Consider the following 22,835-nt stretch of genomic DNA (forward strand, 5'->3'; position numbering starts at 1 on the left):
ATTCGGCAGTGCGACGATCTTACTTCGGGGGGAATTGATCCAGGATTTTTTTCACCAGCTTGTTGAGGGACTTGATGGCCTTGTCCGGGTCTTTGTATTCGGCGTAGCGCTGGGCGCCGGTCCCCCGCCAGTACAGGACTGAAGGGTCGCTGCCCACGAAATCAATGGTGAGGGACTCCTCGTCGTAATCGCTGACATTGGTTCCCGTGCTGAGGCCGATGCCGCCGTAACGGCCATGGCTGCCCCTGCCGAACCCTACGCTGCCGCCGGATCCGCTTGACTGGATTTTCATGCGAAGGACATACTCATACCGGAGAAAAAACGTCGCGCTTCCGTCGGTTGCCTTCTTCAGCCCCTTTGCCTTGAGCTGGCCCTCAATCGCAGCCCGGGTTCGGGTGTCACGCAAGGGGTTGTCGATGCGGGGGTCACCGGTCATGCCCTGGGTTTCCGAAGCCCAGTCATAGCTTTTGAGCCCACCGAAATGGTTGGACGGGTCGTAGTCCTGATTGACCCGGATCCCCGAACACCCGCCCAGCACAAGAGCCATCGCGACCATCCAAAACCATGTATTTTTCATGAATACCTCCTGGAAAATAAGATAACAGGCACGCCAACACGTTGCCCGCGGTACAAGGACCGCGACACCAACAGGGGGTTTATCAGGAAGAGAAGCCGGAATCCCGCCGGGAGATACCGGCCGAACACATCGAAGTCACTCTGGTATCCTATCACAGAACGCGCATCCATCCCAAGCCCCCGATCCTGCCGCTCCCACCCGGAAACTGGGGAGAGGGAAACGGGTCCGCAATTTTCTACAAGAAATATGGTCAGACACCTGATAGAATCGGCAGACCTTGACCAACACGAGATAATAACCGGTGTCTGCCCCATGAGAAAGTCTGAAAACACAACGTTTTATCGCCATCACGAGCTTAAGGGAATTGAAGTCACACGAGCCATTGAGAGCCATCACATTTTCCCCAAGCATGCCCATGACAACACCTATACCCTCGTTCTCGCGGACAGGGGGGCAAGTTACTGCGTGGGGCCTGAGGAGCACGAGGCCGTCGTCGACAGGCAAAGCGTTGCGCTGATCAACCCGGCCCAGGTCCACTCCGGCATTCCCATCGGCCGGGAGCAACTCTCGTACTGGTCCGTCAACATCATGCTTGATGTGATGACCGCATCCTTCCGGGATGTCTCCGGAAAAGACGCAGCAGCACCGGAATTCAAACGCATGGTGGTTCGTGACCCGGTCCTTCAGGGTCATCTCCTGCATTTTTTCCACCGCATGACCATGCATGGGGGGCGACTGTCCCTGGAAACAGCGCTGCTGGAGTCCCTTGGGCATCTTCTGATTCGTTACGGAAACGCTCAAACCCCCGAAGCCTTTCGGGGTGAGTCACACCGTGTCTGCCGTGCCAAGGAGTATCTCTCCGAGGAGCTGGGCCGTAAAATGTCCCTGGACGAGGTGGCCGAAGCCGTCGGCCTGAGCCGATACCATTTCCTCCGTGTCTTCAAGAATGCCACGGGTATTGCGCCCCACGCCTTTCGCACCCAGCGCCGCATTGACCTCTCCCAGCGCCTGATACGGCAAGGGATGCCCTTCTCCCAGGTCGCCCTGGAAACCGGGTTCAGCGACCAAAGCCATTTCACCAAACGGTTCAAACAGTTCACCGGGGCAACCCCCAGGCAATATATGACAAATCTATAATGGACCCGGCACAAAGCCAGCCCCACCGCAATTTCATACAATACCCTCCTTTTCCGATGCGATAGGGTTTGTATCAACCCTACACACAGGAGAGCTTCCCATGGAGACAGCCCAGGCCCGTTTGCACACCGAACCCCTCACACCCCCTTCCCCGCAACGCCTTCTCTTGCCGGTGGCGGCACTTCTGGCAGCTGTCCTGCTCTGGGGCGGCTCCTTTGCCGCCATGAGGATTGCCGTTGCGGTCCTGAACCCCTGGTCTGTCATGTGGCTCCGAATGACCACGGCCCTGCTCCTGCTGGCCCCTTTTGTCGGCAAATCCGCCTTTGCGGGCTATCGGACCGGGGACTGGAAACTGCTTCTCCCCATGGTCCTGTTTCAGCCCTGCCTCTATTTTCTGCTGGAATCCTACGCCCTCACCTACACGACATCCTCCCAGGCCGGCGTGATCTCGGCGCTGGTCCCCCTGTTCGTTGCCTTCGGGGCCTGGCTCTTCCTCAAGGAAAAGATCAACGGCCACCTCATCACAGGCCTCGGGATCACCATCACCGGCGTCATCGCCCTCACGATCCTGGACTCCCCGGGCAGCAAGGCCCAAAACCCTCTTCTGGGAAACGGCCTTGAACTTTGTGCCATGGTAAGCGCGGCCATCAACATGGTCATCGTCAAGCAGCTGTGCCAGCGCTACAATCCCTGGAGCCTCACCGGCATGCAATTGCTGGCAGGCACCCTCTTTTTCACACCCGGCCTGCCCCTTCTCCTTCAGACACCCTCGTCGGCCTGGACCCCGGAGCTCATGTTTGCCATGGCGTTTCTCGGGTTCTTTGTAACCCTCGGAGCCTTCGGCCTCTACAACTGGGGGATGAGCCATGTACCGGCCTCCAGGGCATCGATTTTCATCAACCTGGTCCCCGTCAATGCGGTGTTGATCGGGTGGGTGATACTGGGAGAAGCCCTCTCCTCCCTGCAGCTTCTCATGGCAGGGGCTGTGCTGATAGGTGTTGTGTTCAGCCAGCGCGCCGCGTAACAACCACCCTCCAAATCCGCGGGTGTGAGGTATTTTTACCCACACTCCCACCCCAGTGTCCCGAAACCACCCACTCCCCGGGACCACCACGGGGCACCCATACCGGCCCCCCCACGGCCACTCCCATAGAATTTCAGACGGTTCCCCGGGCATCTCCCCAACTGGCATGCCCGTTGCTACTCATTCTGACATCATGGCTTCACGCCCGGCAGCCAATCGCCTCCGCGGCGGGCCTGTGTGACCCTGCGCGGTCACCATGGTCCGCCCCTTACTCTCACACAAGGAACCCGATCCCCATGCACCATAGACACCCCCTCCGGCCCCTCACCACAGGCATCCTGTCCGTTTCTTTTGCTCTTCTCCTCATGGGATGCAGCTCGCCCCAAAAAATCCAAAGCGCCTGGCAACCCGTTGACACCCTCAGAATAGACGGCCAGGTTGACGAGTGGGAAGAGGTACGGCCCCAGTATTATGACGAAGACAGCCGTCTCGCCGTCCGAACCATGAACAATGCCGACAGCCTCTTTATCTGTGTCACCGTGGGATCGAGAAGCATGGCAAGGAAGGTTATGCACAGCGGCCTGACCCTCACCCTCGACCTGGATGACACCCAGGAGCCCGATGTGGCGCTGGAGATCAAGCCCTCCGACCTTCCTGAAAGAAACGCGCATGAAAAGAAGGATCCTTCACGCTCCCGAAACACCATGGCCTCCCCTGCCACCATCGCGATCACGATACCCCCTTCCGGGATCTCCATGGCCCTTACGCCGTCGGAAGCCCGCAAAAAAGGCATTGATGCACGGATGGCACAAGACAGGTTCGACCGACTGGTCATGGAGGCCAAACTCAACCTCAAGACCATGGCCCTTATGGCAAACACCACACCAGAGACCAAAATCACCCTTGGCATTGAGTCTCCTGAGACAAGCCCTGCCGACAGATCAGGAGACAAAAAATCGGGACGCAAAGGGGGACGGGGCGGCAGGGGCCGATCGAGAAGCGTTGCAACACCCCTGAAGGCTGAGTTGGAAGTCACCCTGGCTTCGCCTGACAGATGAGAGGCAGTTGTTGATCATTGGACCCTGACCTCATATAATGAAGCATTGAAATACGTTATTCATGCCCGGTTCTTTGCACCATGGGCTGCTGAGCCCTTGCCCTTCCCGAAGGGCGGCGCTCAGTGCCCCATAAAGCATCCTGAAAATTCACACGCCTTTTCACCCTCCCCTGAGACTCAACAGACTGACCTTCAACCGTTTGACATGGGTGCCTCTCCGGCATGAACCGCACAGGGCATATCGTGATAAAAAAACCGGTGAATCCAATCGTTGCGGCGGGCGCCATTGCCGTTCTCCTGATCTTTCTGCCCCTTCTTGGGGCCTGGCTCAACGGAAGCCCGCTTCTCCCCTACCTGTCGCTGACCTCGATACCGGAGTACATCCCTCCGGCCCCCTTTTCCCCCACGGCATTTGTCTGTCTTGTCATCCTTCTCACCCTGACCCTGGCGCCCTTTCTCAGGCATCTGGTCAGGTTTCAGGGGAGCGTTGCCAGGCAAAAAAAAACGCCCCTCGGTACACTGCCCTGGTGGGGACGCCTCGGCATTCTTCTGCTTTTGGGGTCATGGGTGCTTGCCTGGACCCGGTTCCCGTGGTTTGAGCCCTTTCAGGCCCATACCTTTGAGCCTCTCTGGCTCTCCTTTATCCTGGTGGCAAACGGATACACCCACAAGAGAACCGGGCGGAGCCTGCTGACACACGAGCCGGTCGCCCTGCTTTGCCTTTTCGTGGCGAGCGCTTTGTTCTGGTGGTTTTTTGAGTACCTGAACCGCTTTGCCACGAACTGGTATTATTACCGTGGCCCGGGCGAACCGATTGCCTTGAAAGCCTACGCCAGCCTCGCCTTTTCAACGGTCCTTCCCGGAATTGCAAGCACCTGCGATCTCCTGGCGTCCTTTCCCCGCACCCGGGCGGGTATGGACCGTTTTGTCAAAATAGACGTGCATGGAAACCCTTTTTCCCCCTGGCTTATGATTCTGTTGTCCTGCGCCGTTCTCATGGGCATCGGCATCCGGCCGGACCTTCTCTTCCCCGCCCTGTGGGTGTGCCCCCTTCTCCTTGGTGTGGCGGGACAACACCTGGCCGGGTACGAGACCATCTTCAGCCCCTTGAAAACCGGAGACTGGACGCAGCCCTGGCTCATGGCGGTGTCCGCCCTTGCCTGTGGGTTTTTGTGGGAGCTGTGGAACGCTTTGAGCCTGTCACACTGGGAATACGCCATTCCGTATGTGGGGCGCTTCCACCTCTTTGAGATGCCCATTCTGGGGTATGGCGGTTACCTCCCCTTCGGGCTGGAATGTGCGGTGATCTGTGATGGTGTGCGACGCCTGGCAAAAAAGGGAGGCAGGCCGTGACCGACCCGTATATTTTTTATACACACCTTTCCCGGGATGCATACAAACGACACACCGCCTGTCCCGTGCCCATGCCTCCCCGACACCCTGGGCAGCGATCCGATATTGAATTCACAAGCAATTCAAAAAGCCCATACCTGCTGGCATGGCCGTTGCTTTACTACGCTGTGGGGCGAGGCCCTCTTGCTGGGCGCCGTAACTGGGCAAAGAGGGGCCACGCAGACCAGGAGAAACAACAACCCTTTTTTACTATAGGAAAACCAGGGACAAGGATGAGCGGAGGGGCAGGCGATAATTCATTTTTCTTTTTGGGATCACGCTTATATAGTGAATGCCGGTGCGCGACCAGACAAAAAAAGGCACCCCAAAATGGAGTGCCTTTGTCTTTTTTTATGGTACGCCTGGCAGGATTCGAACCTGCGGCCATCCGCTTAGAAGGCGGATGCTCTATCCAACTGAGCTACAGGCGCATTAATTGATGCGAGAAGCTATTTAGCAGACGGTATTTCGTTTGTCCACACAAAAAACCGAGCCCCCCGAAAAAGGCCCCTTCCCGGGCCTTCATGCCTCCACCGAGGCGTGTCGGCCCGTTGCGAAACGGCCACACACATCAGATGACGACACAGAAAAGGTACCTTGGGAGGTCATGGGTGCTCGCTTTCGTTAAAATCCGGTCCGTTAAAAGAATTCGCCCGGTCAACCGATGGAAATCACGACCTCTTCAAGGGAGCGGTGTTTCCAAGGTTGGCAATTTGCCCCACTGTGATATATCGGGGATCGGGGAATGCAGACTTTTCACATAATCATCATTTCATGATACATTCAGAAAAGGCGACATCCACAACGAGAAATGCTCAACGGTTTTACGGCGGTATCCACGGGAGGTGCCCCACGCACAGGCGGCATGAAAGAAAGCCGATGATTCCCCTTTATTTTTAGTGATAATGTTCCGATATGAATATCAAAAGAGACAACAACAGCGTTTCCGAAAAAACCGATAAAAACGCTTCGCAAAGAGATCCTATGACATCTGAACCTGAGGTCATCGCCAAGGCTGCCCCAAAGAAGAAGCCTGCGTCAAAAAATAAAAATCTGCCTGTCAAGTCGTCCGGCGGCAATGCCGTCACGAAATTTGACCCGCTCCAGAGCTATCTTTCGGAGATCAGCAAGTACAAGCTGCTCACCCGTGACGAAGAGATTGAACTGGGTATCCGCATTCAGGAACACGAAGATCCCGATGCTGCCTACCAGCTGGTCACCGCAAACTTGCGCCTTGTGGTCAAGATTGCCCTGGATTTCCAGCGCGTCTGGATGCAAAACCTGCTTGACCTTATTCAGGAGGGCAACATCGGCCTCATGCAGGCCGTACGAAAATTCGACCCGTATAAAAACGTAAAATTTTCCTACTATGCCTCGTTCTGGATCAAAGCCTATATCCTGAAGTTCATCATGGACAACTGGCGCCTGGTCAAAATCGGCACCACCCAGGGCCAGCGAAAGCTCTTTTTCAAATTGAAAAAGGAGAAACAAAAACTCATCGAGCAGGGCTTTGACCCCAAACCGAAGCTTCTTGCCGAACGGCTCGGCGTCTCCCCGAAGGAGATCATCGACATGGACCAGCGCCTGGACGGCTGGGACGTCTCGCTGGATGCTCCCTTAAAGGAGGATTCCGACACGGAGCGGATTGAGTTCCTCAACTCCGAATCCGACTCGGCGGAAGATCAGGTTGCACGGAAGGAGTTGGAATCGTTGCTCCACAATAAGGTGGAGGCATTCAAGAAAGACCTTGCCGAAAGGGAACTGGAGATCTTCAACTCCCGTATCTTCTCCGAAGACCCCCTGACCCTTCAGGAGATCGGTGAAAAATACAACATATCCCGGGAACGGGTCCGTCAAATTGAAAAAAACATCACCCGACGGATGAAGGACTTCTTTCAAAGCGAACTTCCTGATTTTCATCTGTACACCGATCGGTCCGAATAGCTCCCTTCCTCAACAACATGGAACGGAATTTATGAACTTTTTTTCAGCCACGATCCGGGGGCTTCGACACGCCCCGGCCTTGATGTCGGCCCTGATTCTGTCGGTACTTCTCCTGTCGGGGTGCAGCCCTTCGGCCCGGGGCGGGCTCACCTCCGCCACATCCCCCCCCATGGCCCCCGGAGAAGCAACCGCCGAAGAGATCGACAGCCCAGACACCTGGTCCGGTTACCGCCTCTACATTGAGGCGATGCTGGCCCGCAAAGCCGAAGACTACGCCACTTCTGCGGCGTACCTCACCGCCGCCTCCCAAAAAGATCCCTCGGCCCTGATCCTCAAGCGGGAGCTGGCCGTGGTGTATCTCCTGGAAGGCGACAAGGCCAAAGCCATGGAGGTCATCGACGGCATCCTCGAAACCAACCCCGATGATGCAGACTCCCTTCTGCTTCTGGTCCGCATCCGCCTGGCCGAAAGAAGGGCCGGGCAAGCCGAAAAGCTCCTGCAACGGGTCATCGAATCGGACCCCACGCGGGAAGAAGCTTATTACCGGCTCGGGATGCTCCAGACCACCATCGGCAAACGGGACAAAGCCCTTGCGACCTACCTGAAACTCCTTGAAGCTTACCCGTACGCCTATGCAGGCCACTACTATGCCGCCCTTTTGTACAAAGATAAAGGCGAGACCGACAAGGCCGTGTCCCATCTCGAAGAGAGCTTGAGCATCGCACCGGAGTTCATGGAGGCCCGCCTGGAGCTGGCCGACATCCTTGTGGCCGAAAAAAAATACGATGAGGCCAAGGGGCAATACAGACTGGCCCTCACCCACAAACCGGGGGACATCCAGGCCAGCCTTGCCATGGCCCTTCTCCACCAGGCCTTAGGGGAAGAGGAGATGGCCCGGGAGCTCTTTGCGGAGCTCACCCAATCCGCAGACCGCTGGCCGGAGATCTACACCCTCATCAACCAGCAGTACATCGAACGCCGGAGATACTCCGAAGCCCACCGGCTCTTAACCGGTGTCATGGACGCCTATAAGGACAACTCCGAGTTCAACTACATGCTGGGGTTTGTCTGTGAAAAACTCGGAGACTCCGAAGAAGCCATCCAGTGCTTCACCCGCATTTCTCCGGCATCGGACTATTACGAACGGGCAATTCTTTTTGTCAGCGTCCAGCTCTGGGAACAGGACAGGCGGGAAGAGGCGATCCAGACCCTTGAGGAGGCCCGCGTGCAGCAACCCGAAAGCATCGAGATCCTCAGCTACCTGGCCTCCTTCTATGAGGAGATAAAGGCCTACGATAAAGCGGAAGCCTGCCTCGTCAAGGCCATTGAGATCAATGGCGAGGATCCGTCCCTGTACTTCCGTATCGGGGTCCTCTACGACAAGTGGGGCAAAAGCGAAGCCTCCACCAGCGCCATGAAAAAGGCCCTGGAGCTGGATCCTGAAGACCCCAACGCGTTGAACTACCTGGGCTATACCTACGCACGCCAGGGAATCAATCTTGAAGACGCGGAACGGCTCATTAAAAAAGCCCTGGAGCACAAGCCCGGAGACGGCTACATCACCGACTCCCTGGGATGGGTCTACTACCAGAAGGGACAGTATTCCAAAGCCCTGAGCACCCTGAGGGAGGCCGCGGCCCTCCTGCCCGAAGACCCCGTGGTCATGGAACACCTGGGGGACGCCCTGGTGCAGAACAACCTGAACCAGGAGGCCCTGAACTACTACCGGGAATCCCTGAAACTGGGCCATGAAGACGCCCCGGCCATCCATGAAAAAATCCGGTCCCTTGAAACAAAGGACGCAGCCAAAGACTAAGGGGTCACACTAAAAATAGATGTAAAAATCATGGTAGCCATTCAGCGTATGCCTCCGGCGGCCCTGCCGGGGGCTAACAATATTAAAAGCGCATTCGCAATCTGCTTTCAAGGTGGCACACCTTGCCGCCGGAGGCATCGTTTTTTCGTATGTTTTGGTTTTGCGCCGTCCATATTAAGATGTCGGCTGAGGCCATAGGCCTGTGCCATGGCGTTGCCCGCGCCCTTATCACTCAACCAGAGAAAGCAATCACCCATGCAACGCCCCGTTCTGATCCTCATCGTGCTCTTTGTCCTGCCCCTGTTTTCAGCCTGCTCCCTCTTCAGCCCCCACCCCGTCCGTTTTGAACAAGACGGTGCCGAAGAGGAGCTCATGCGCCTCTCCCGCCTCAATGAAGGGGTGACCACCTTCAAGGGGACCGGGTCGGTGGTCACCACCGACAAGGGTGAAACCCGGCGCTTTCGCATCGCCTGGGCCGGTGCCGCGCCCAACCTCCTGCGACTGGAGATCATCGCCTCGGCGACCCCCGTTGAATCCCTGGCCTACGACGGCACGCGCCTCAGGCTTCGGTCCAACGTGGGAAGCCACGCACCCTACGCAAAAAAAGTAGAAGACCCTTCCCTGGCACGTGCAACGGGCATTCCCCTGACCCTGTCCGAGATCCACGCCCTGCTCTCGGGCAAATTCCTGGTGGGTCCCTTTGAGTCCGCCCGGCTCCTTACCCCGGATCAGGGCCCCGAAACCCTCGTTCTCCGGCCCGACCGCAGCCGAACCAAAACCATCACCCTCAATGCCCACCGCCTCCCCACCCGCGCCACCCTCTCCAAGGCCGGTAAAACGATCTACGACCTTCGTCTCACCCCCAAGGCCGACCCGGGCGGCACCAACCGGTTCCGCACCATTGAGCTCACCACGGCCAAAGGGGTAAGCGCCACCATCCGCATCGACCGCATGTTCGTCAACCCTTCGGTGGACCAGACCATTTTTACCCTGGAACAGTGACACCGTAAGAAAAAGCCAAAAAGATGCCTTCTATGGTTAAAGCCTGATGAACCACAGGGGCAAGATGGCTCAGGTAAACACAAAGGCGATGCCTCCGTGCCACCTCGAAAGCAGATTGCGAATGCGCTTTCCCCTTCGTTCCTCAGGGAAAATCACATTCGCCTTTGATTCAGGTTTAATTGAATCTACTTTTTAAAACTTGTTTATTAAACTTTTTAAAAGTTTAGCCCCCGGCAGGGCCGCCGGAGGCATCTTTAACCGAACGGCCTCCGGCGACACGGATTTTTAAAACACAACAGGCGCGATCCATAACGAATCACGCCTGCTGACGAACATTGGAATGTCTTGTGCCCGGGCCCTTTGTCGCTTAGCCTTCGATGATGTTTTTCAGGGTCTCGACGTCTAAAAGGGCTTTTTCAATGGAGATCTGCTCCCACCCTTCGTCGCGGATCCGGGTGAGTTCTTCGATGAGCTTGCCAAGGGTTTTGCTGTACCGGGCACCACAGGCAAGGGACGAGGTGTTTCGGCCCTTGAGCTCTCCGCTCTCCCGCCTTATTTCCTGCATCTCGTTGAAGGCCTGGTTGATGGACTTTTCCCCGGACTCCACGGCTTCGCGAATGGAATCGTCGGCGTGTTCCATCACCTTTTTGGCCTTGTCGATCTTGCTTTCACTGGTGCCCAGTTCGCTTGCACGCTCCTTGATCTTTTCTCTTTTGGTGCGCTTTTCTCCGTCACTCTCCCCACGGGCCTCATCGATGGTATCCAGAAGCTGAAGGCAGCGCAGGATGTCCTCATCGGCCAGGTTCCTCCGGTTTCGCTGGAGGTGAAAAGCGTAGAGGATGGCGTCGTCTTCGTTTTCAAAATTCCGGATCAGGACGGGGACCGTTTCAAGCCCCACGGCCAGGGCCGCGGTAAACCGGGTGTGCCCGTCCACCACAATCCCCTTTTCTTCCCACACAATAATGGGAAACGCGTCGTCGTACCCGTTGGACTCCATATCCAGGCGGATTCCCTCAAGGGTGTCTTCCCCCACGGGAAAAAGGGTTGAAAAGGGCTCTTCCACCTTCAAGTCGGTGATGGGCATGGTGCTGATGTTCATGTTCTCTCTCCCATAAAGCCTCGCCACCCGGTTCCTTCGAACGGCACGAGACGTAAAAAACTGCCTCCGGCGGCCCTGCCGGGCCAACCATCTTGAAACGCTTGGCAAACAGGTTTTGAGTCGTTACTCGGTTAGGTCAACTGCCGGAGGCTTTTCGCTATACCGCCATGGCGCATTCACCACCAAAATGCTCTTCCCTCTCCTTTGCGACATCGGCGCTTGCCAGGTAGTCGTCAAAATCCATGAGCCGGTCCAGGCTGCCCCGGGGGGTGAGCTCCACGATGCGGTTGGCCACGGTGGAAACAAACTCATGGTCGTGGGAGGCAAAGAGGATCACCTCGGGAAAGGCTATGAGCCCTTCGTTCAATGCCGTGATGGATTCCAGGTCCAGGTGGTTGGTGGGCTCATCCATGACCAGCACGTTGGCGTCGGAGAGCATCATGCGCGACAGCATGCAGCGCACCTTCTCCCCGCCGGAGAGAACCCCGGTCTTTTTCATGGCCTCTTCCCCGGAGAAAAGCATACGACCGAGAAAACCCCGCGCAAAACTCTCGCCCTCGTCGGGGGGCGCGTACTGAAGCAGCCACTGCACCAGGGTCATATCGGTCTCGAAGTACTGCCGGTTCTCTTTAAGGAAAAAAGAGGGGCTGATGGTCTGTCCCCAGCGGAAGCTGCCGGAGTCCGGCTCCATTTCCCCTGAAAGGATCTGGAACAGGGTGCTCTTGGCAAGGCCGTTGTCTCCCACAAAGGCAATTTTGTCCCCGTTGTTGACCACCATGCTGAAATTACTCAACACCTCCTGGCCGTCGATGGTCTTGCTCAGGTTATCGATTTCGAGGATGACGTTGCCACAGGGGCGTTCCGGCTTGAAAGCCACCCAGGGGTATCGCCGTGACGAGACGGGCATGTCTTCCAGGGTCAATTTTTCCAGGAGCTTTTTACGGGAGGTGGCCTGCTTGGCCTTGGAGGCGTTGGAGCTGAAGCGCTGGATAAAGGAGGTGAGTTCCTTGGCCTTGTCTGCGGTTTTCTTGTTTTCGTTCTGCTTCTGCTTCTGAATCAGGCGGCTGGCCTGGCACCAGAAGTCGTAGTTGCCCACGAAGACCTGGATCTTGCCGTAGTCGATGTCGGCAATATGGGTGCACACCTGGTTGAGAAAATGACGGTCGTGGGAGACCACGATGACGGTATTCTGGAACCGGTCCAGGAAATCTTCCAGCCAGGCTATGGACTTCAGGTCCAAATGGTTGGTGGGTTCGTCAAGGAGCAGCACGTCGGGGTTGCCGAACAGGGCCTGGGCAAGGAGCACCCGCACCTTGTCCCCGCCTTCCAGCTCTTTCATCTTCAAATGGCGCATCTCTTCGGAGATGCCCAGCCCGTTGAGGAGAACCGCGGCCTCGGCCTCGGCCTCGTAGCCGTTCATCTCGGCAAATTCCGCCTCCAGATCACCGGAACGGATGCCGTCCTCTTCGGTGAACTCCGCCTTGGCGTAGATGGCATCCCGCTCCACCATGATATCGTAGAGCCGCTGATGGCCCATGATCACCGTGTTGATGACCGTCTCTTCATCAAAGGCGAACTGATCCTGCTTCAGCACGGCAATACGCTCGCCGGGCCCGACGCTGATATCCCCCTTGTCGGATTCGATCTCACCGGCGAGAATTTTGAGAAAGGTTGATTTGCCCGCACCGTTGGCGCCGATGAGGCCGTAGCAGTTGCCGGGGGTAAACTTGATATTGACGTCTTTAAACAGAACACGCTTGCCATAGGCAAGCGCCACGTTGGATGCGCTGATCATAGATGGTTCCTCAATTTGAACAATAAAAAAACCACGGGTCGTTCCAACCCGTGGTTCATGCGACGCCTGCTTATAACGTATCGCACTTAAATCAGCAATCTTTTTTCACGATTCATCAGGGGCTCTCCTCAAACATGGCCCCGGCCTCCCCCAGGGTCACGATGCCCAGATACCCGTCCACGGTCAAATAATCCCCGGTATCGATACGCGCCGTGGCATCGGATACCCCGGTCACGCACGGCAGGCCGTATTCCCGGGCAATGATGGCCCCGTGGATGAGCATCCCCCCACGGCGTTCCACGATCCCTGCGGCCAGGGGGACCACATGGGTCATGGTGGGGTCCACCACGTCACACACCAGAATCTCGCCGTATTTCAAGTCGGCAAGATCCCCGGGCCTGCGGATCACCCGGGCCTTTCCCCGGGCCAGCCCCTGCCCTGCGGGCTGCCCCATGATCTGACGGGCCTTGGCGGCCGAGGCACCGCCCGCCCCCAGGGCCGAAGCGCTTTGGATGGTGGGGCGACGCCCGAAGTGCTCCAGCTCCTCCCGAAGAGGCTCCACATCGGTCCCCGGCCCTTTCAGGTCAAGTCGCCTGCGCCCCTCCTCCACCCCGCGAAAGAGCTCGGCTTCAAGGCGGCCCATGTAGATGTTGTCATCGTCCCGGAGGCGATAACTGGACCGTCCCAGGGCCAGCACCCCTCGGGCGTACTCCCCGTCTTCAAGGGGAAAAGAGGCCAGGAACCGCTCTTCCAGGTGTGAGGTGTCCCCGACCATGGCCTCGGAAACGGGCGGGTGAGCCGCCATCTCAAGCAGCAGTGACACCAGGGCCTGCCGGGGCGACAGGTTCGAAGCGCCCGTTGCCCCCGCCCAGGACAGCTCTCCGTAGTCCTCAATGAACGCCGACACGGCGGCCTCGACCTCAGGGGGAAGCGAGTCACCGTGAAAGCCTGCCCCCCCGTTCCAATCGGGATGCTCCCGGATCAGGGACGCCAGCGCCCCCAGGCATCTGTTTCTCGCCATTCCCACAAGGGGTGTATGGGTGAGAAGCAGGGTAAATTCAAAAGGATCATCAGGTTTAACGGCATCGTTGTAGACCTGGCCGAACAGCCGGATCCCATGGGCGTACGGGATAAACTCCGACCAGTACACCCCCACCCACCGCTCGTTGATCTCAAGGCGCCGCCGGATCTCATGGGCCAAATCCAGGTTGGTGAGGGCCTCAAGGGAAACCCGGGCAAGCTCCTCTGCGGTTTCCGTCATCTCCGGCAAAAGCCGGGTCTCGATGTTCTCCCGCATGCGGCACAGGTTGTCGTAACTTCGATGCAGGCCTTTGTACCATGCCTGCCGATCCGAGGCCTCCCTGGAGTCAAGGGTGGTGATGGGCCGGGATTGAAGGGCGTGGACCCGTCCGCCTGCCAGGGTCCACTCCATATCCTGGGGAGCGCCGAACAGGGACTCCATGCGACATGCCACGGCAAAAAGATCCGCCACCTCTTCCGGTGCCAGCGGGGGTCGAGACGCCTTGGCGTCCGGGAGCAAAACCGTGCGGACCCCCGTATTTCCCACCCCGAGGCATGCGGCCCTGCATTCGGGAGCCCGGTGCTCAAGGACCCTTCCGGTGGCACGATCCAGCCGCCAGTGATCCGGCTCGATGGTGCCGTCCACCAGCCCCTGGTTCAGGCCATACACCGCCTCCACCACGCCCTCGGAGGCTGCCTGGGGACTTCGGCTGAAGGCTACCCCGGAGGCCTCGCCCGTGACCAGGCGCTGAACAAGGACAGCCATGGTCCCGAAATGAGCAGCCTCCCCCTGCTCCCGACGGTAGAGAAGCGCCCCGTCCGACCAGAGGGACGCCCAGACCCGTTTGATATGTTCAAGGGTGGGCCCCAGACCGCGGACATTGACATACGATTCGTGCAGCCCTGCAAAGGAGGCCCCTGCAGAGTCCTCCTCGGGGCATGAGGAGCGCACCACAAGGGGCCCGTCGCCCACAAAAGCGGCCAACCCGTCGGAAAGCGCCTCATGCAGCGCCGCAGGCCAGGGGGCCGTCAGGAAAAGGTTGCGGATCCGAAGGGCCGCGTCCCAGACCTCTTCCCACCTCATCTCGGAAAAAGGCTTGCGCTCCAGCTCCATGAGGATGCGCTCGGAAAGCCCGGCCTCGGCAACAAACACACCATAGGCATTGGAGGTCACGCAGACGGCATCCGGCACCAGAACACCGCTTTGTTTCATACGGGCCAGGGCCACGGCCTTTCCCCCCACCGTCCCGGCAGAGTCGGCACCGATCCGGGCAAGATCCACAAGAAAGGTCATGACGTCACCTCGTAGTCGGTGACATTCTGGAACCGCTCCACAAGGACGCAGCGCCGGACCGTCACCACCATAAAGGCACAGGTGGGGGCCGCCAGAAAGTCGTTGAGGTAGGGGTGACGTGCGAGATAGAGTTTTTTAAAGGGAGCGGCATCGGGGCCCGACGATTCGGACACCCGGCCCGTCACCGTCACGGCGCGGGCTTCATGGAAGTCGGTTTCCCCGTTGGACCGGCTGTCGATGAGCATTGCCACCCGGTCGTCAACGGCCATGTTGCCGTATTTTCGCGTAGAACGGGGGGTTGCGAAAAAAAGATGGGAAAGATCCTCCGTGAACCCGAAGGCCACAAGGGAAGCATAGGGGTGCCCCTGGCAATGGGTGCTCAGCACCCCCAGCCGCTGGGCTTCAAGGAGGGTTCGGATCGTATGGACCACGGCTGTGTCATGGGTCATGCGGGCCTGCCTTTTTATGGGATTTACCTACGAGGCGTAAAAGTGAAAGGATGCTTCATTATATCAGATGTATTGGCAGACGCCAGCCCCATCTCCCAGCCTCGGTGGTCCGTTGGCTTTTGGGCTTGACATGGCAGAACAGTCATTTTAATTTAGCCCATTGCCAACCCCAAAGGACAGGACCATGCCCCGCAGCAAAGAGTACGACCATCAGGACGTTTTGGACGCGGCCACCTCACAGTTCCTGGACAAGGGCTACAAAGGCGTCTCCGTCAACGACCTCGTCAAAGCGACAAAGCTCAACAAACACAGCATGTATCAGGAATTCGGCAACAAGGAAGGGCTCTTTTGTGCGTGCATCGACAATTACGTACAGACCGTCTACCGGAGCTTCGGGCATATCCTTCGCCGTCACCCCCTGGGCCTGACGAACATCGACGATTTTTTCCGCCACCGCATCGACTACGCCTACTCAGGCAAAGGCAACGGGTGCCTTTTGCTCACCACGGTGGCTGAAAAAGAGCAGGTGGACAAGGTGGTCCTGGACCGCGTACAGCATCACTGGACCCTGCAAAAGGCAGATTTCAAGCTCTGCCTGGACGCTGCCCGGGAGCGTGGAGACATCCCGGAGCACAAGGACACCGACATCCTTTCCAACCACCTGTTCTGTCAACTTATCGGCATGGTTATCATGATAAAAGGCGGGACCGATCGGCAAACCGTCGAGATGATGATCGACATGATCCTGGCCCACGTGCGGCAGTAAGCAGCCGGGCAGGCCACGGAAAGGAAACCGGCCCGGCAAACCCTGTAGATTCCCCGGACCAGATTCTCACCGTTTTTCGTATCCCCTACAGCTTAAAGTGTTCGACCATCCTTCTGAGCTGATCCGACAGGTCGTGGAGATCTTCGGCATTTTGCTTCACCCCGGCACTGCTCCCGGACATCTCTTCGGCCGCATCATTGACACTGCCAATATCCCGAGCCATGGACACTGCGACACCGGAACTCTCGGCCACGTTGTCGCTTACCTCGGTCATCCCCTGGGACGCCTGGGCAATGCTGTCAGCTATTTCACGGGTGGCAACCGACTGCTCGTCCACCTCCTCTGCAATAAAAGAGACAATTTCATTGGTCCGAAAGATCACCTCGGAGATGTGCTCGATCTCCTTGACGGTGTCATCGGTGGAGACCTGGATGCCGTTGATCTTCTGCTTGATCTCCTGGGTGGCTTCGGCGGTCTGGTGCGCCAGGTGCTTGATCTCGGTTGCCACCACGGCAAACCCCTTGCCGGCTTCTCCGGCCCGGGCCGCCTCAATGGTGGCGTTCAGGGCAAGCAGGTTGGTCTGGGCAGAGATCTCGGTGATCGCCTCGGTCACCGTGTTGATCTCGTGGGCCACGGCCCCCAAGGCCTTCACCTTCTCGGACGACCGTTTGGCGCTGGAGACCGCCTCTTTGCTGACGTGGCGCGCCTCCTCCGAATTGCCGGCAATTTTTTCAATGGTCCCTGTGATCTGCTCCGTCGCCGCAGCGACCCGGCTGATGTTCTGGGAGGACTGCTCCGCAGCCGCGGCAACAGAGGTCATGTTGGTGCTCAGCTCTTCAGCTGCAGCGGCCGACGTGTTTGTCTTTTCCATGGTTTCACGTGCACCGGAGGACATCTGCGCCGAAACCGCGGAGAGATCCGAGGAGGACGACGCAAGCTGGCTCACCCCTGCGGACACATCCCGGAACATGTCACCAAGGGTGCCGACCATGGTATTCAAGGCTCCCACAAGGGTACCGATCTCATCTTGCCTCCGGGTGGAAAGGGTTCGGCTAAAGTCGCCCCTTGCCACTGTCTCGGCAAAGTCCACAGCCCGCACAATGGGCCGGGTGGCACGCCCCGTGATAAAATAGACCGTGGCCACAAGGAGCAGCATCGCAACCAGGGCAACCGCAAGGCAGACATACCGTATGTTATGCGCTTTTTTCAAAACCATCGCCTTGGGGATGCTGATCATGGCCGTCCATGGCGTATCGGTCCTGCCGATGGAGATGGGGGCACTCGTCCGGACCACCTCGCGGCCCAGGGTCTCGGAAAAGTTGGCCGTTTGAAAGGCCTTCCCGCCCTTGATATCCTGCTCAAACGTCCCGCCCCAGGAGGTTGCCCTGTAAAAATTTTTCCCGAGCCGGTCCCCGTTGGGATGGGAAACATACACGCCCCCGTTGGAGATAATGGACAGATACCCCGTCCCGTAAACCTTTATTCCGGCAAAAGCGTCCTGAAACGTCTTCAGGGCAATATCCACGCCCACCACACCCAGGACGCTGCCGCCCACCACAATGGGGACGCTCACCGTTGTCATCAGGTGATCCCGACCACCGATGTTGACGGCATAGGGCTCGGCAAGAACCTCTCTGCCGGTTCGTTTCGGGACAAGGTAGTAGTTCCCGTCCCCCTCCCGCTGGTAGTTCAGGCTGGCTCTCAGCTGCAGGGAGCCTGAACTGCGGCTCCAGATAGGTACGAATCGCCCGGTGGCGTCATGGCCCTCGGCATTGACAAAATCGGCATCCCTGCCGTCCAGGGCGTTGGGTTCCCAAATCGTCCACACACCGTAAAAACCGGGGTTCTTGACGATCACCTGTTTCATCAGGTGCGTCAAAAATTCGCGACGGGGCAGGTCCCCTTCCATCTTGTCAAGGCCGGTGACCACCCCGCCAAAAACCTGGGCCAGGGTTCGTGCCGAGTCTGCTGCGACCTCCACTTCCGCTTTGACCACGCCGCCGTACCGGTGGGCCATCTGCTCCGCTTTTTCCAGCGCTTCCGTTTCTGCAAGGTTACCGGACATCATGGCAACGATCCCGATGGTAACCGTAAAGGCCAGTGCCATGACCGAACATATGCCCAAAAGCATGCGGGTTCTTAATTTCATTTTAGTCAACACGTCATATTCCTTCATGATGAAAACCAAGGCTCACACAAGCCTTGCAGTATGCCGTTCCATCGCCCCACAGAAGCGTACTTGCCTCAAAAAAGCGGGTCCCCCCCGGACATCGGCGGTTCAAACACAGGATCCATATCAAAACAAATGTTCTGTTTGGCGCAAAAAAAATCAGCCAGCCTCTCTCCCTGACCGTCGCCGTGCTCCCCAGGCCCTTTCAGGACGCATGTCGGGGAATCGCTTTCCCAGATAACGGATGTGCTCTTGCAACAGCACCACAAGACCATATCATCCGCCAAAAACCATTTGTTAGACGATGCGTCGAGCCATCGCCACTTGTCAACGGCACGATGCGCGGTGTTTTCTAAAATGAAAGTTCTGCAATGTCAATACAGAAAAGAAACAACGTTCCGCCTCATCCCCGGGTCCTGCGGAACCATAGACAAAAAAAGGGACGTGTTCACACAGAACACGTCCCCTTCGCGTAAGATCAAGGCAACGACTCAGCCCATACGATAACGAAAGAACCTCCGGCGGCCCTGCCCGGGCCAACCGGTTAAAAACCGTTGATAAACAGATTTAAAAAATCAAGCTCGCCCGAAGTCTCCCGACAGGAGCACCGGATCAATACCAAGGCGATCCAGGGCGTTTTCCCAGCGCATCTCCGCCGGGACATCAAAAATCAGGTCGCTTCCGGATTCCACGGTCAGCCACACGTTGCCCACAAGTTCCCCTTCGAGCTGGCCGGCGGCCCAGCCTGAGCTGCCGAGAAAGATGGCCACCTTCTCGGGCCCCTCTCCTTTGGCCACAGCGGACAGGGTCGCCATGGAGTTTGACAGGGCAACCTCCCCTCCCATGGGAAAGGTGCCTTCGGTGTCAAAGGGAGGGCCGTGCAGGAGAAAGATCTCATCGAGCTGCACGGGCCCGCCTGTGTACACAGGCACCCCTGCGGCGGTATCCACATGCTCCAGCTTAAACTCCTTATAGACGTCAAGGGCCGCCATCAGGTGACTTGGGCGGTTGACGATAAACCCCATGGCCCCGTCCACGGTGTGCTCACAGAGGTAGACCACGGTCCGCGAGAAGTTCGGGTCCTTCATGGACGGCATGGCCAGGAGAAAGTGCCCCTTAAAGGATTGAAACGCATCTCCGCTCATCGTTGGTCCCCACCTTCTGAATGGTCTGTTGTCATCACGACGCGGCTCACCACCATGCGCCTTCCAGCCGCAACTTATCGGCCGTAGTTATCTTCCAGCCGGACGATATCGTCTTCCCCGAGATAGCTGCCCGACTGCACCTCAATAAGTTCCAGGGGAATCTTCCCCGGGTTTTCCAATCGATGGACCGTGCCCAGGGAGATGTAGGTGGATTCGTCCTCCTTGAGAAGGATTTTTTCTTCATCCCGGGTGACGATGGCTGTTCCCCGAACCACCACCCAGTGCTCGGCGCGATGAAAATGCTTCTGAAGGGAGAGCTCGGCCCCGGGCTTGACGGTGATACGTTTTACCTGAAAGCGGTCGGCATTGTCGATACCCTCGTAGGACCCCCAGGGCCTGTAGACCACGGTGTGGAGCTGCGCCTCAGGGCGGGTGTCGGCCTTGAGCTGGCTGACAATCTTCTTCACGTCCTGTCCGCGGTCCCTTGGTGCCACCAGCACGGCGTCCTTGGTCTCCACAACGATCATGTCTTCGATGCCCACGGCTGCAATCATGCGGCTCTCTCCCTGGAGCAGGGAGGAGGAGACATCGTGGGTGATGACATCCCCTTTCACCACGTTGCCGTTTTCATCTTTTTTCCCGATATGCCAGATGGCATCCCAGGAGCCCACGTCGTTCCACCCGGCGGAAAGGGCAATCATCACGCCCTTGTCGGTCTTCTCCATCACCGCATAGTCAATGGAGTCCTCGGGACAGGCGGAAAACGCGTTGCTGTCCAGGCGAAAGAAATCGAGGTCTGCGGCCCCTTTTGCCACGGCTTCCCGACAGGAGGTCACGATCTCCGGGGCAAACCGTTCAAGCTCGCCCAGGACCTCCCGGCTGCCGAACATAAACATGCCGCTGTTCCAGCAGTAATCCCCCGAGTCCACATACGCCTTGGCCGTGTCAAGATCCGGTTTTTCAACGAATCGATCGATGATCACGGCGTCCCCTCCGTTCACCGGAGCGCCCTTGCGGATGTACCCGTAGCCCGTCTCAGCAGACTCCGGAACGATCCCGAAGGTGATGAGGCGTCCGCTTTCGGCCAAGGCGAGCCCCTCGCGCATGGCATCGTAAAGCTTGTCGGTGTGGGCGATGGTGTGGTCTGCCGGGAGTACAAGGAGGGTGGGGTTTTCGTCAATCTCAAGGGCTTTGCAGGCTGCGGCGGCCAGGGCCGGGGCCGTGTTCCTGCCCACGGGCTCCAGCATGATCGCCAGGGGGTCGATGCCGATGCTGCGCAGCTGCTCTGCCACCATGAACCGATGGTTCTCGTTGCAGATCACAATGGGGCGTCCCACCCCCTCAAACCCTGCGAGTCGCAGTACCGTATTTTGCAGCATGGTGTACTCATCGATGAGGCCGATGAGCTGCTTGGGATGAAGTTCGCGGGAAAGGGGCCAGAGCCGGGTTCCTGATCCGCCGGCAAGGATAACAGGTATCACCATGGTGAGTCCTCATTTGATGTCGATGATTGACGTTTTTCTTCTCATGCGGTTGCCGGTTGCGCAAAAAAAACCGGAAAAACAGATTCCAGTTGCAAGGGTCCGGTTTCCAAAGCACCGCACCTGTTCCAGACTAAGCCAGCTGCAAGGGCAAGTCAAGGGAGGGCTCCCCTGCGTTGACAATGGGATGACAACATGGTTTTCTAAATTGACGGATGCCCCACAACCGGCCCTGTTGAACCGATTGGCCCCTCAGACGCTGACCCTGCCCGGGCCGCCGGCGAACTGAATCGTGATAACAAAACTAAGGAGCGGTATGCCCGACCCCAAGCCCCCCGAACACGAGCCCTTAAAGCAAACCATCTGGCCGCCGGTTTTTCGGGCCTCCATCCTCGGAGCGGTCATCGCAAAGCAGGTCAACTACGTGGGATTTGCCGACAGGCGGGCGGCAACGGTCATCACCGTCAACTCATTTCTCATCCCCATCGCCCTGTCCGGCCTGGTGCGGCCACACTGGCACTGGGGCATCCTTTTCGGGGTCTCCGCCTCGGTCCTCAGCATCTTTTTTGCCGTGCTGAGCCTCATCCCCAGGCGCTACACGAGAAAAGGGGACCAAAAGCCCCCCTTGCTTCACTTTTCAAGCATTGCCGAGTACACCGAAGAGGCCTATATCGAAAAAATGGCCGAAATGCTGGACGATTCGGCAACCATCGGGACCATGGTGGCCCGGGACCTCTACCGCATGAGCACCGTGATCCTCACCCCGAAATTCAAACTGCTCAAGCTCAGCTACATCAGCTTCCTGGCCGGCTACGCCCTGGCCCTGGTCGCCATCTTTGCAGGTCAATTTCAGATTATGTAAGGGGCGGTACAAAAATAAAACATACAAACGCAATGCCTCCGGCGGCAAGGTGAGCCACCTTGAAAGCTGGTTGCCGCTGCGCTATGACCTGTCACCTGTTCCCCCTACCCCCATCCTTTGGGCCAATTTCACCCACTCGATCTCCTGAAGATTCTGGACGGTGTTGTGGATCAACCCCTTTTTGATGGTCTCGCGCTTTTCGGCCCGATCCGTGATGCCGTGGTAGGGCAGCATGGCCATGAGCGCTTTGTCCTTGGCCTTCTCATCCGGGGTCAGCACATCGCTCCGCCGGGTAAAAAACGGATCCTCGCCTTCGGCGCACGGGGTGTCGAAGACGTTAAAGTGACGGCAGGCCAGGGGACGCATGGGGTGAATACCGCAGCCTCCGTTCACAAGGAACGGGCACCCGGCCCCCGGTTGAAACCGGGCCAGCTGCCCCTGGATGATCGCAAAGGCCTCCCCTTCAAGGCACTCGATTGCATACCAGTAGATGCCCGCAAGTTCCAGGGGGTACACAGGGATGGTGACGTGTGTGGAACAGCAGGTGGAGCACCCTTTGGCGCATGCCAGCCGCCGCCCTTTTTTGAGTTGTGCCTCCACGCTGGCATGGATACCCTTGTCGGCAATGATGTAGGCGTCCAGAAGCATGGAAAGCCACGAGTGGGAGGTTTCCGCTTCAGGATAGGAGAGCCGCTTCGGCTCGGGGTAGTTGCTTGATCTCTTTTTCTTTGCCATGACGTCTCTGACAGAACCCGGCGGTTGTATGGGGGTGGTTGCGTACCCTGCGGTTGGGGCATCCGTTGCC

General features: G+C 58.0%; 18 protein-coding genes and 1 tRNA gene. 9 read left to right on the forward strand and 10 right to left on the reverse strand.

Annotated features, from left to right (window positions below):
- Nucleotides 1–19 precede the first annotated feature (19 nt).
- Nucleotides 20–577, reverse strand: coding sequence for a DUF4136 domain-containing protein (locus tag BLQ12_RS19120; protein WP_092213076.1), 558 nt, complete (start codon nucleotides 575–577; stop codon nucleotides 20–22).
- A gap of 312 nt (nucleotides 578–889) precedes the next feature.
- Between BLQ12_RS19120 and BLQ12_RS19125 the strand changes: the two genes are divergently transcribed.
- The 4 genes from BLQ12_RS19125 to BLQ12_RS19145 all read left to right on the forward strand — a co-directional run bounded on the left by BLQ12_RS19125 (nucleotide 890) and on the right by BLQ12_RS19145 (nucleotide 5,148).
- On the forward strand, nucleotides 890–1,714 hold the full coding sequence (locus tag BLQ12_RS19125; RefSeq protein WP_175469937.1) for a helix-turn-helix domain-containing protein: 825 nt from the start codon (nucleotides 890–892) through the stop codon (nucleotides 1,712–1,714).
- 100 nt (nucleotides 1,715–1,814) lie between these two features.
- Nucleotides 1,815–2,738, forward strand: a complete 924-nt coding sequence (locus BLQ12_RS19135) for a DMT family transporter (protein WP_092213080.1) — start codon at nucleotides 1,815–1,817, stop codon at nucleotides 2,736–2,738.
- Between the two features lie 296 nt (nucleotides 2,739–3,034).
- The gene (locus tag BLQ12_RS19140) at nucleotides 3,035–3,796 is read left to right on the forward strand and encodes a hypothetical protein (RefSeq protein WP_092213082.1); all 762 of its coding nucleotides are present in this window, start codon (nucleotides 3,035–3,037) and stop codon (nucleotides 3,794–3,796) included.
- Nucleotides 3,797–4,038: 242 nt separating this feature from the next.
- Complete coding sequence (locus BLQ12_RS19145; RefSeq protein ID WP_139164040.1) at nucleotides 4,039–5,148, forward strand: hypothetical protein; 1,110 nt, start codon at nucleotides 4,039–4,041, stop codon at nucleotides 5,146–5,148.
- Nucleotides 5,149–5,541: 393 nt separating this feature from the next.
- Here BLQ12_RS19145 and BLQ12_RS19150 read toward each other — a convergent pair.
- Nucleotides 5,542–5,618: transfer RNA gene (locus BLQ12_RS19150), tRNA-Arg, on the reverse strand.
- 553 nt (nucleotides 5,619–6,171) lie between these two features.
- Between BLQ12_RS19150 and BLQ12_RS19155 the strand changes: the two genes are divergently transcribed.
- From BLQ12_RS19155 to BLQ12_RS19165, 3 genes are all read left to right on the forward strand, one after another.
- Nucleotides 6,172–7,131, forward strand: coding sequence for a sigma-70 family RNA polymerase sigma factor (locus tag BLQ12_RS19155; RefSeq protein ID WP_092213086.1), 960 nt, complete (start codon nucleotides 6,172–6,174; stop codon nucleotides 7,129–7,131).
- 31 nt (nucleotides 7,132–7,162) lie between these two features.
- Complete coding sequence (locus BLQ12_RS19160; RefSeq protein WP_092213088.1) at nucleotides 7,163–8,947, forward strand: tetratricopeptide repeat protein; 1,785 nt, start codon at nucleotides 7,163–7,165, stop codon at nucleotides 8,945–8,947.
- 255 nt (nucleotides 8,948–9,202) lie between these two features.
- Nucleotides 9,203–9,949: a hypothetical protein gene (locus BLQ12_RS19165; RefSeq protein ID WP_092213090.1), complete on the forward strand. Its 747-nt coding sequence runs from the start codon at nucleotides 9,203–9,205 to the stop codon at nucleotides 9,947–9,949.
- 367 nt (nucleotides 9,950–10,316) lie between these two features.
- On the opposite strand, the gene BLQ12_RS19170 is transcribed toward BLQ12_RS19165, so the two are convergent.
- The 4 genes from BLQ12_RS19170 to BLQ12_RS19185 all read right to left on the reverse strand — a co-directional run bounded on the left by BLQ12_RS19170 (nucleotide 10,317) and on the right by BLQ12_RS19185 (nucleotide 15,606).
- Nucleotides 10,317–11,048, reverse strand: coding sequence for a ParB/RepB/Spo0J family partition protein (locus tag BLQ12_RS19170; protein WP_092213092.1), 732 nt, complete (start codon nucleotides 11,046–11,048; stop codon nucleotides 10,317–10,319).
- 157 nt (nucleotides 11,049–11,205) lie between these two features.
- Nucleotides 11,206–12,843: an ABC-F family ATP-binding cassette domain-containing protein gene (locus tag BLQ12_RS19175; protein ID WP_092213094.1), complete on the reverse strand. Its 1,638-nt coding sequence runs from the start codon at nucleotides 12,841–12,843 to the stop codon at nucleotides 11,206–11,208.
- A gap of 115 nt (nucleotides 12,844–12,958) precedes the next feature.
- Nucleotides 12,959–15,157 carry a PEP/pyruvate-binding domain-containing protein gene (locus BLQ12_RS19180; RefSeq protein ID WP_092213096.1) on the reverse strand — a complete coding sequence of 733 codons (2,199 nt, stop codon included), beginning with the start codon at nucleotides 15,155–15,157 and terminating at the stop codon, nucleotides 12,959–12,961.
- Nucleotides 15,154–15,606 (reverse strand): pyridoxamine 5'-phosphate oxidase family protein, encoded by a 453-nt coding sequence (locus BLQ12_RS19185; RefSeq protein WP_092213098.1) that lies wholly within the window; start codon nucleotides 15,604–15,606, stop codon nucleotides 15,154–15,156. Before BLQ12_RS19185 ends, BLQ12_RS19180 begins: the two co-directional genes overlap by 4 nt.
- 184 nt (nucleotides 15,607–15,790) lie before the next feature.
- Between BLQ12_RS19185 and BLQ12_RS19190 the strand changes: the two genes are divergently transcribed.
- Nucleotides 15,791–16,372, forward strand: coding sequence for a TetR/AcrR family transcriptional regulator (locus tag BLQ12_RS19190; RefSeq protein ID WP_092213100.1), 582 nt, complete (start codon nucleotides 15,791–15,793; stop codon nucleotides 16,370–16,372).
- A gap of 85 nt (nucleotides 16,373–16,457) precedes the next feature.
- On the opposite strand, the gene BLQ12_RS19195 is transcribed toward BLQ12_RS19190, so the two are convergent.
- The 3 genes from BLQ12_RS19195 to BLQ12_RS19205 form a co-directional block, all read right to left on the reverse strand.
- A complete protein-coding gene (locus BLQ12_RS19195; RefSeq protein ID WP_175469938.1) occupies nucleotides 16,458–18,521 on the reverse strand; it encodes a methyl-accepting chemotaxis protein in 2,064 nt (687 codons plus the stop codon).
- A gap of 596 nt (nucleotides 18,522–19,117) precedes the next feature.
- Entirely contained in the window at nucleotides 19,118–19,687 is a 570-nt protein-coding gene (locus BLQ12_RS19200) for a YqgE/AlgH family protein (RefSeq protein WP_092213104.1), read from the reverse strand.
- A 74-nt stretch (nucleotides 19,688–19,761) separates the two neighbouring features.
- A complete protein-coding gene (locus BLQ12_RS19205; RefSeq protein ID WP_092213106.1) occupies nucleotides 19,762–21,171 on the reverse strand; it encodes a mannose-1-phosphate guanylyltransferase/mannose-6-phosphate isomerase in 1,410 nt (469 codons plus the stop codon).
- A gap of 313 nt (nucleotides 21,172–21,484) precedes the next feature.
- Between BLQ12_RS19205 and BLQ12_RS19215 the strand changes: the two genes are divergently transcribed.
- Nucleotides 21,485–22,030, forward strand: coding sequence for a Pycsar system effector family protein (locus BLQ12_RS19215; protein WP_092213109.1), 546 nt, complete (start codon nucleotides 21,485–21,487; stop codon nucleotides 22,028–22,030).
- Between the two features lie 81 nt (nucleotides 22,031–22,111).
- Here BLQ12_RS19215 and BLQ12_RS19220 read toward each other — a convergent pair whose 3' ends face one another.
- Nucleotides 22,112–22,765: a YkgJ family cysteine cluster protein gene (locus tag BLQ12_RS19220; RefSeq protein WP_092213110.1), complete on the reverse strand. Its 654-nt coding sequence runs from the start codon at nucleotides 22,763–22,765 to the stop codon at nucleotides 22,112–22,114.
- Between the last annotated feature and the right edge of the window lie 70 nt (nucleotides 22,766–22,835).

The organism is Desulfoluna spongiiphila (assembly GCF_900101345.1).
Taxonomy (GTDB): domain Bacteria; phylum Desulfobacterota; class Desulfobacteria; order Desulfobacterales; family Desulfolunaceae; genus Desulfoluna; species Desulfoluna spongiiphila.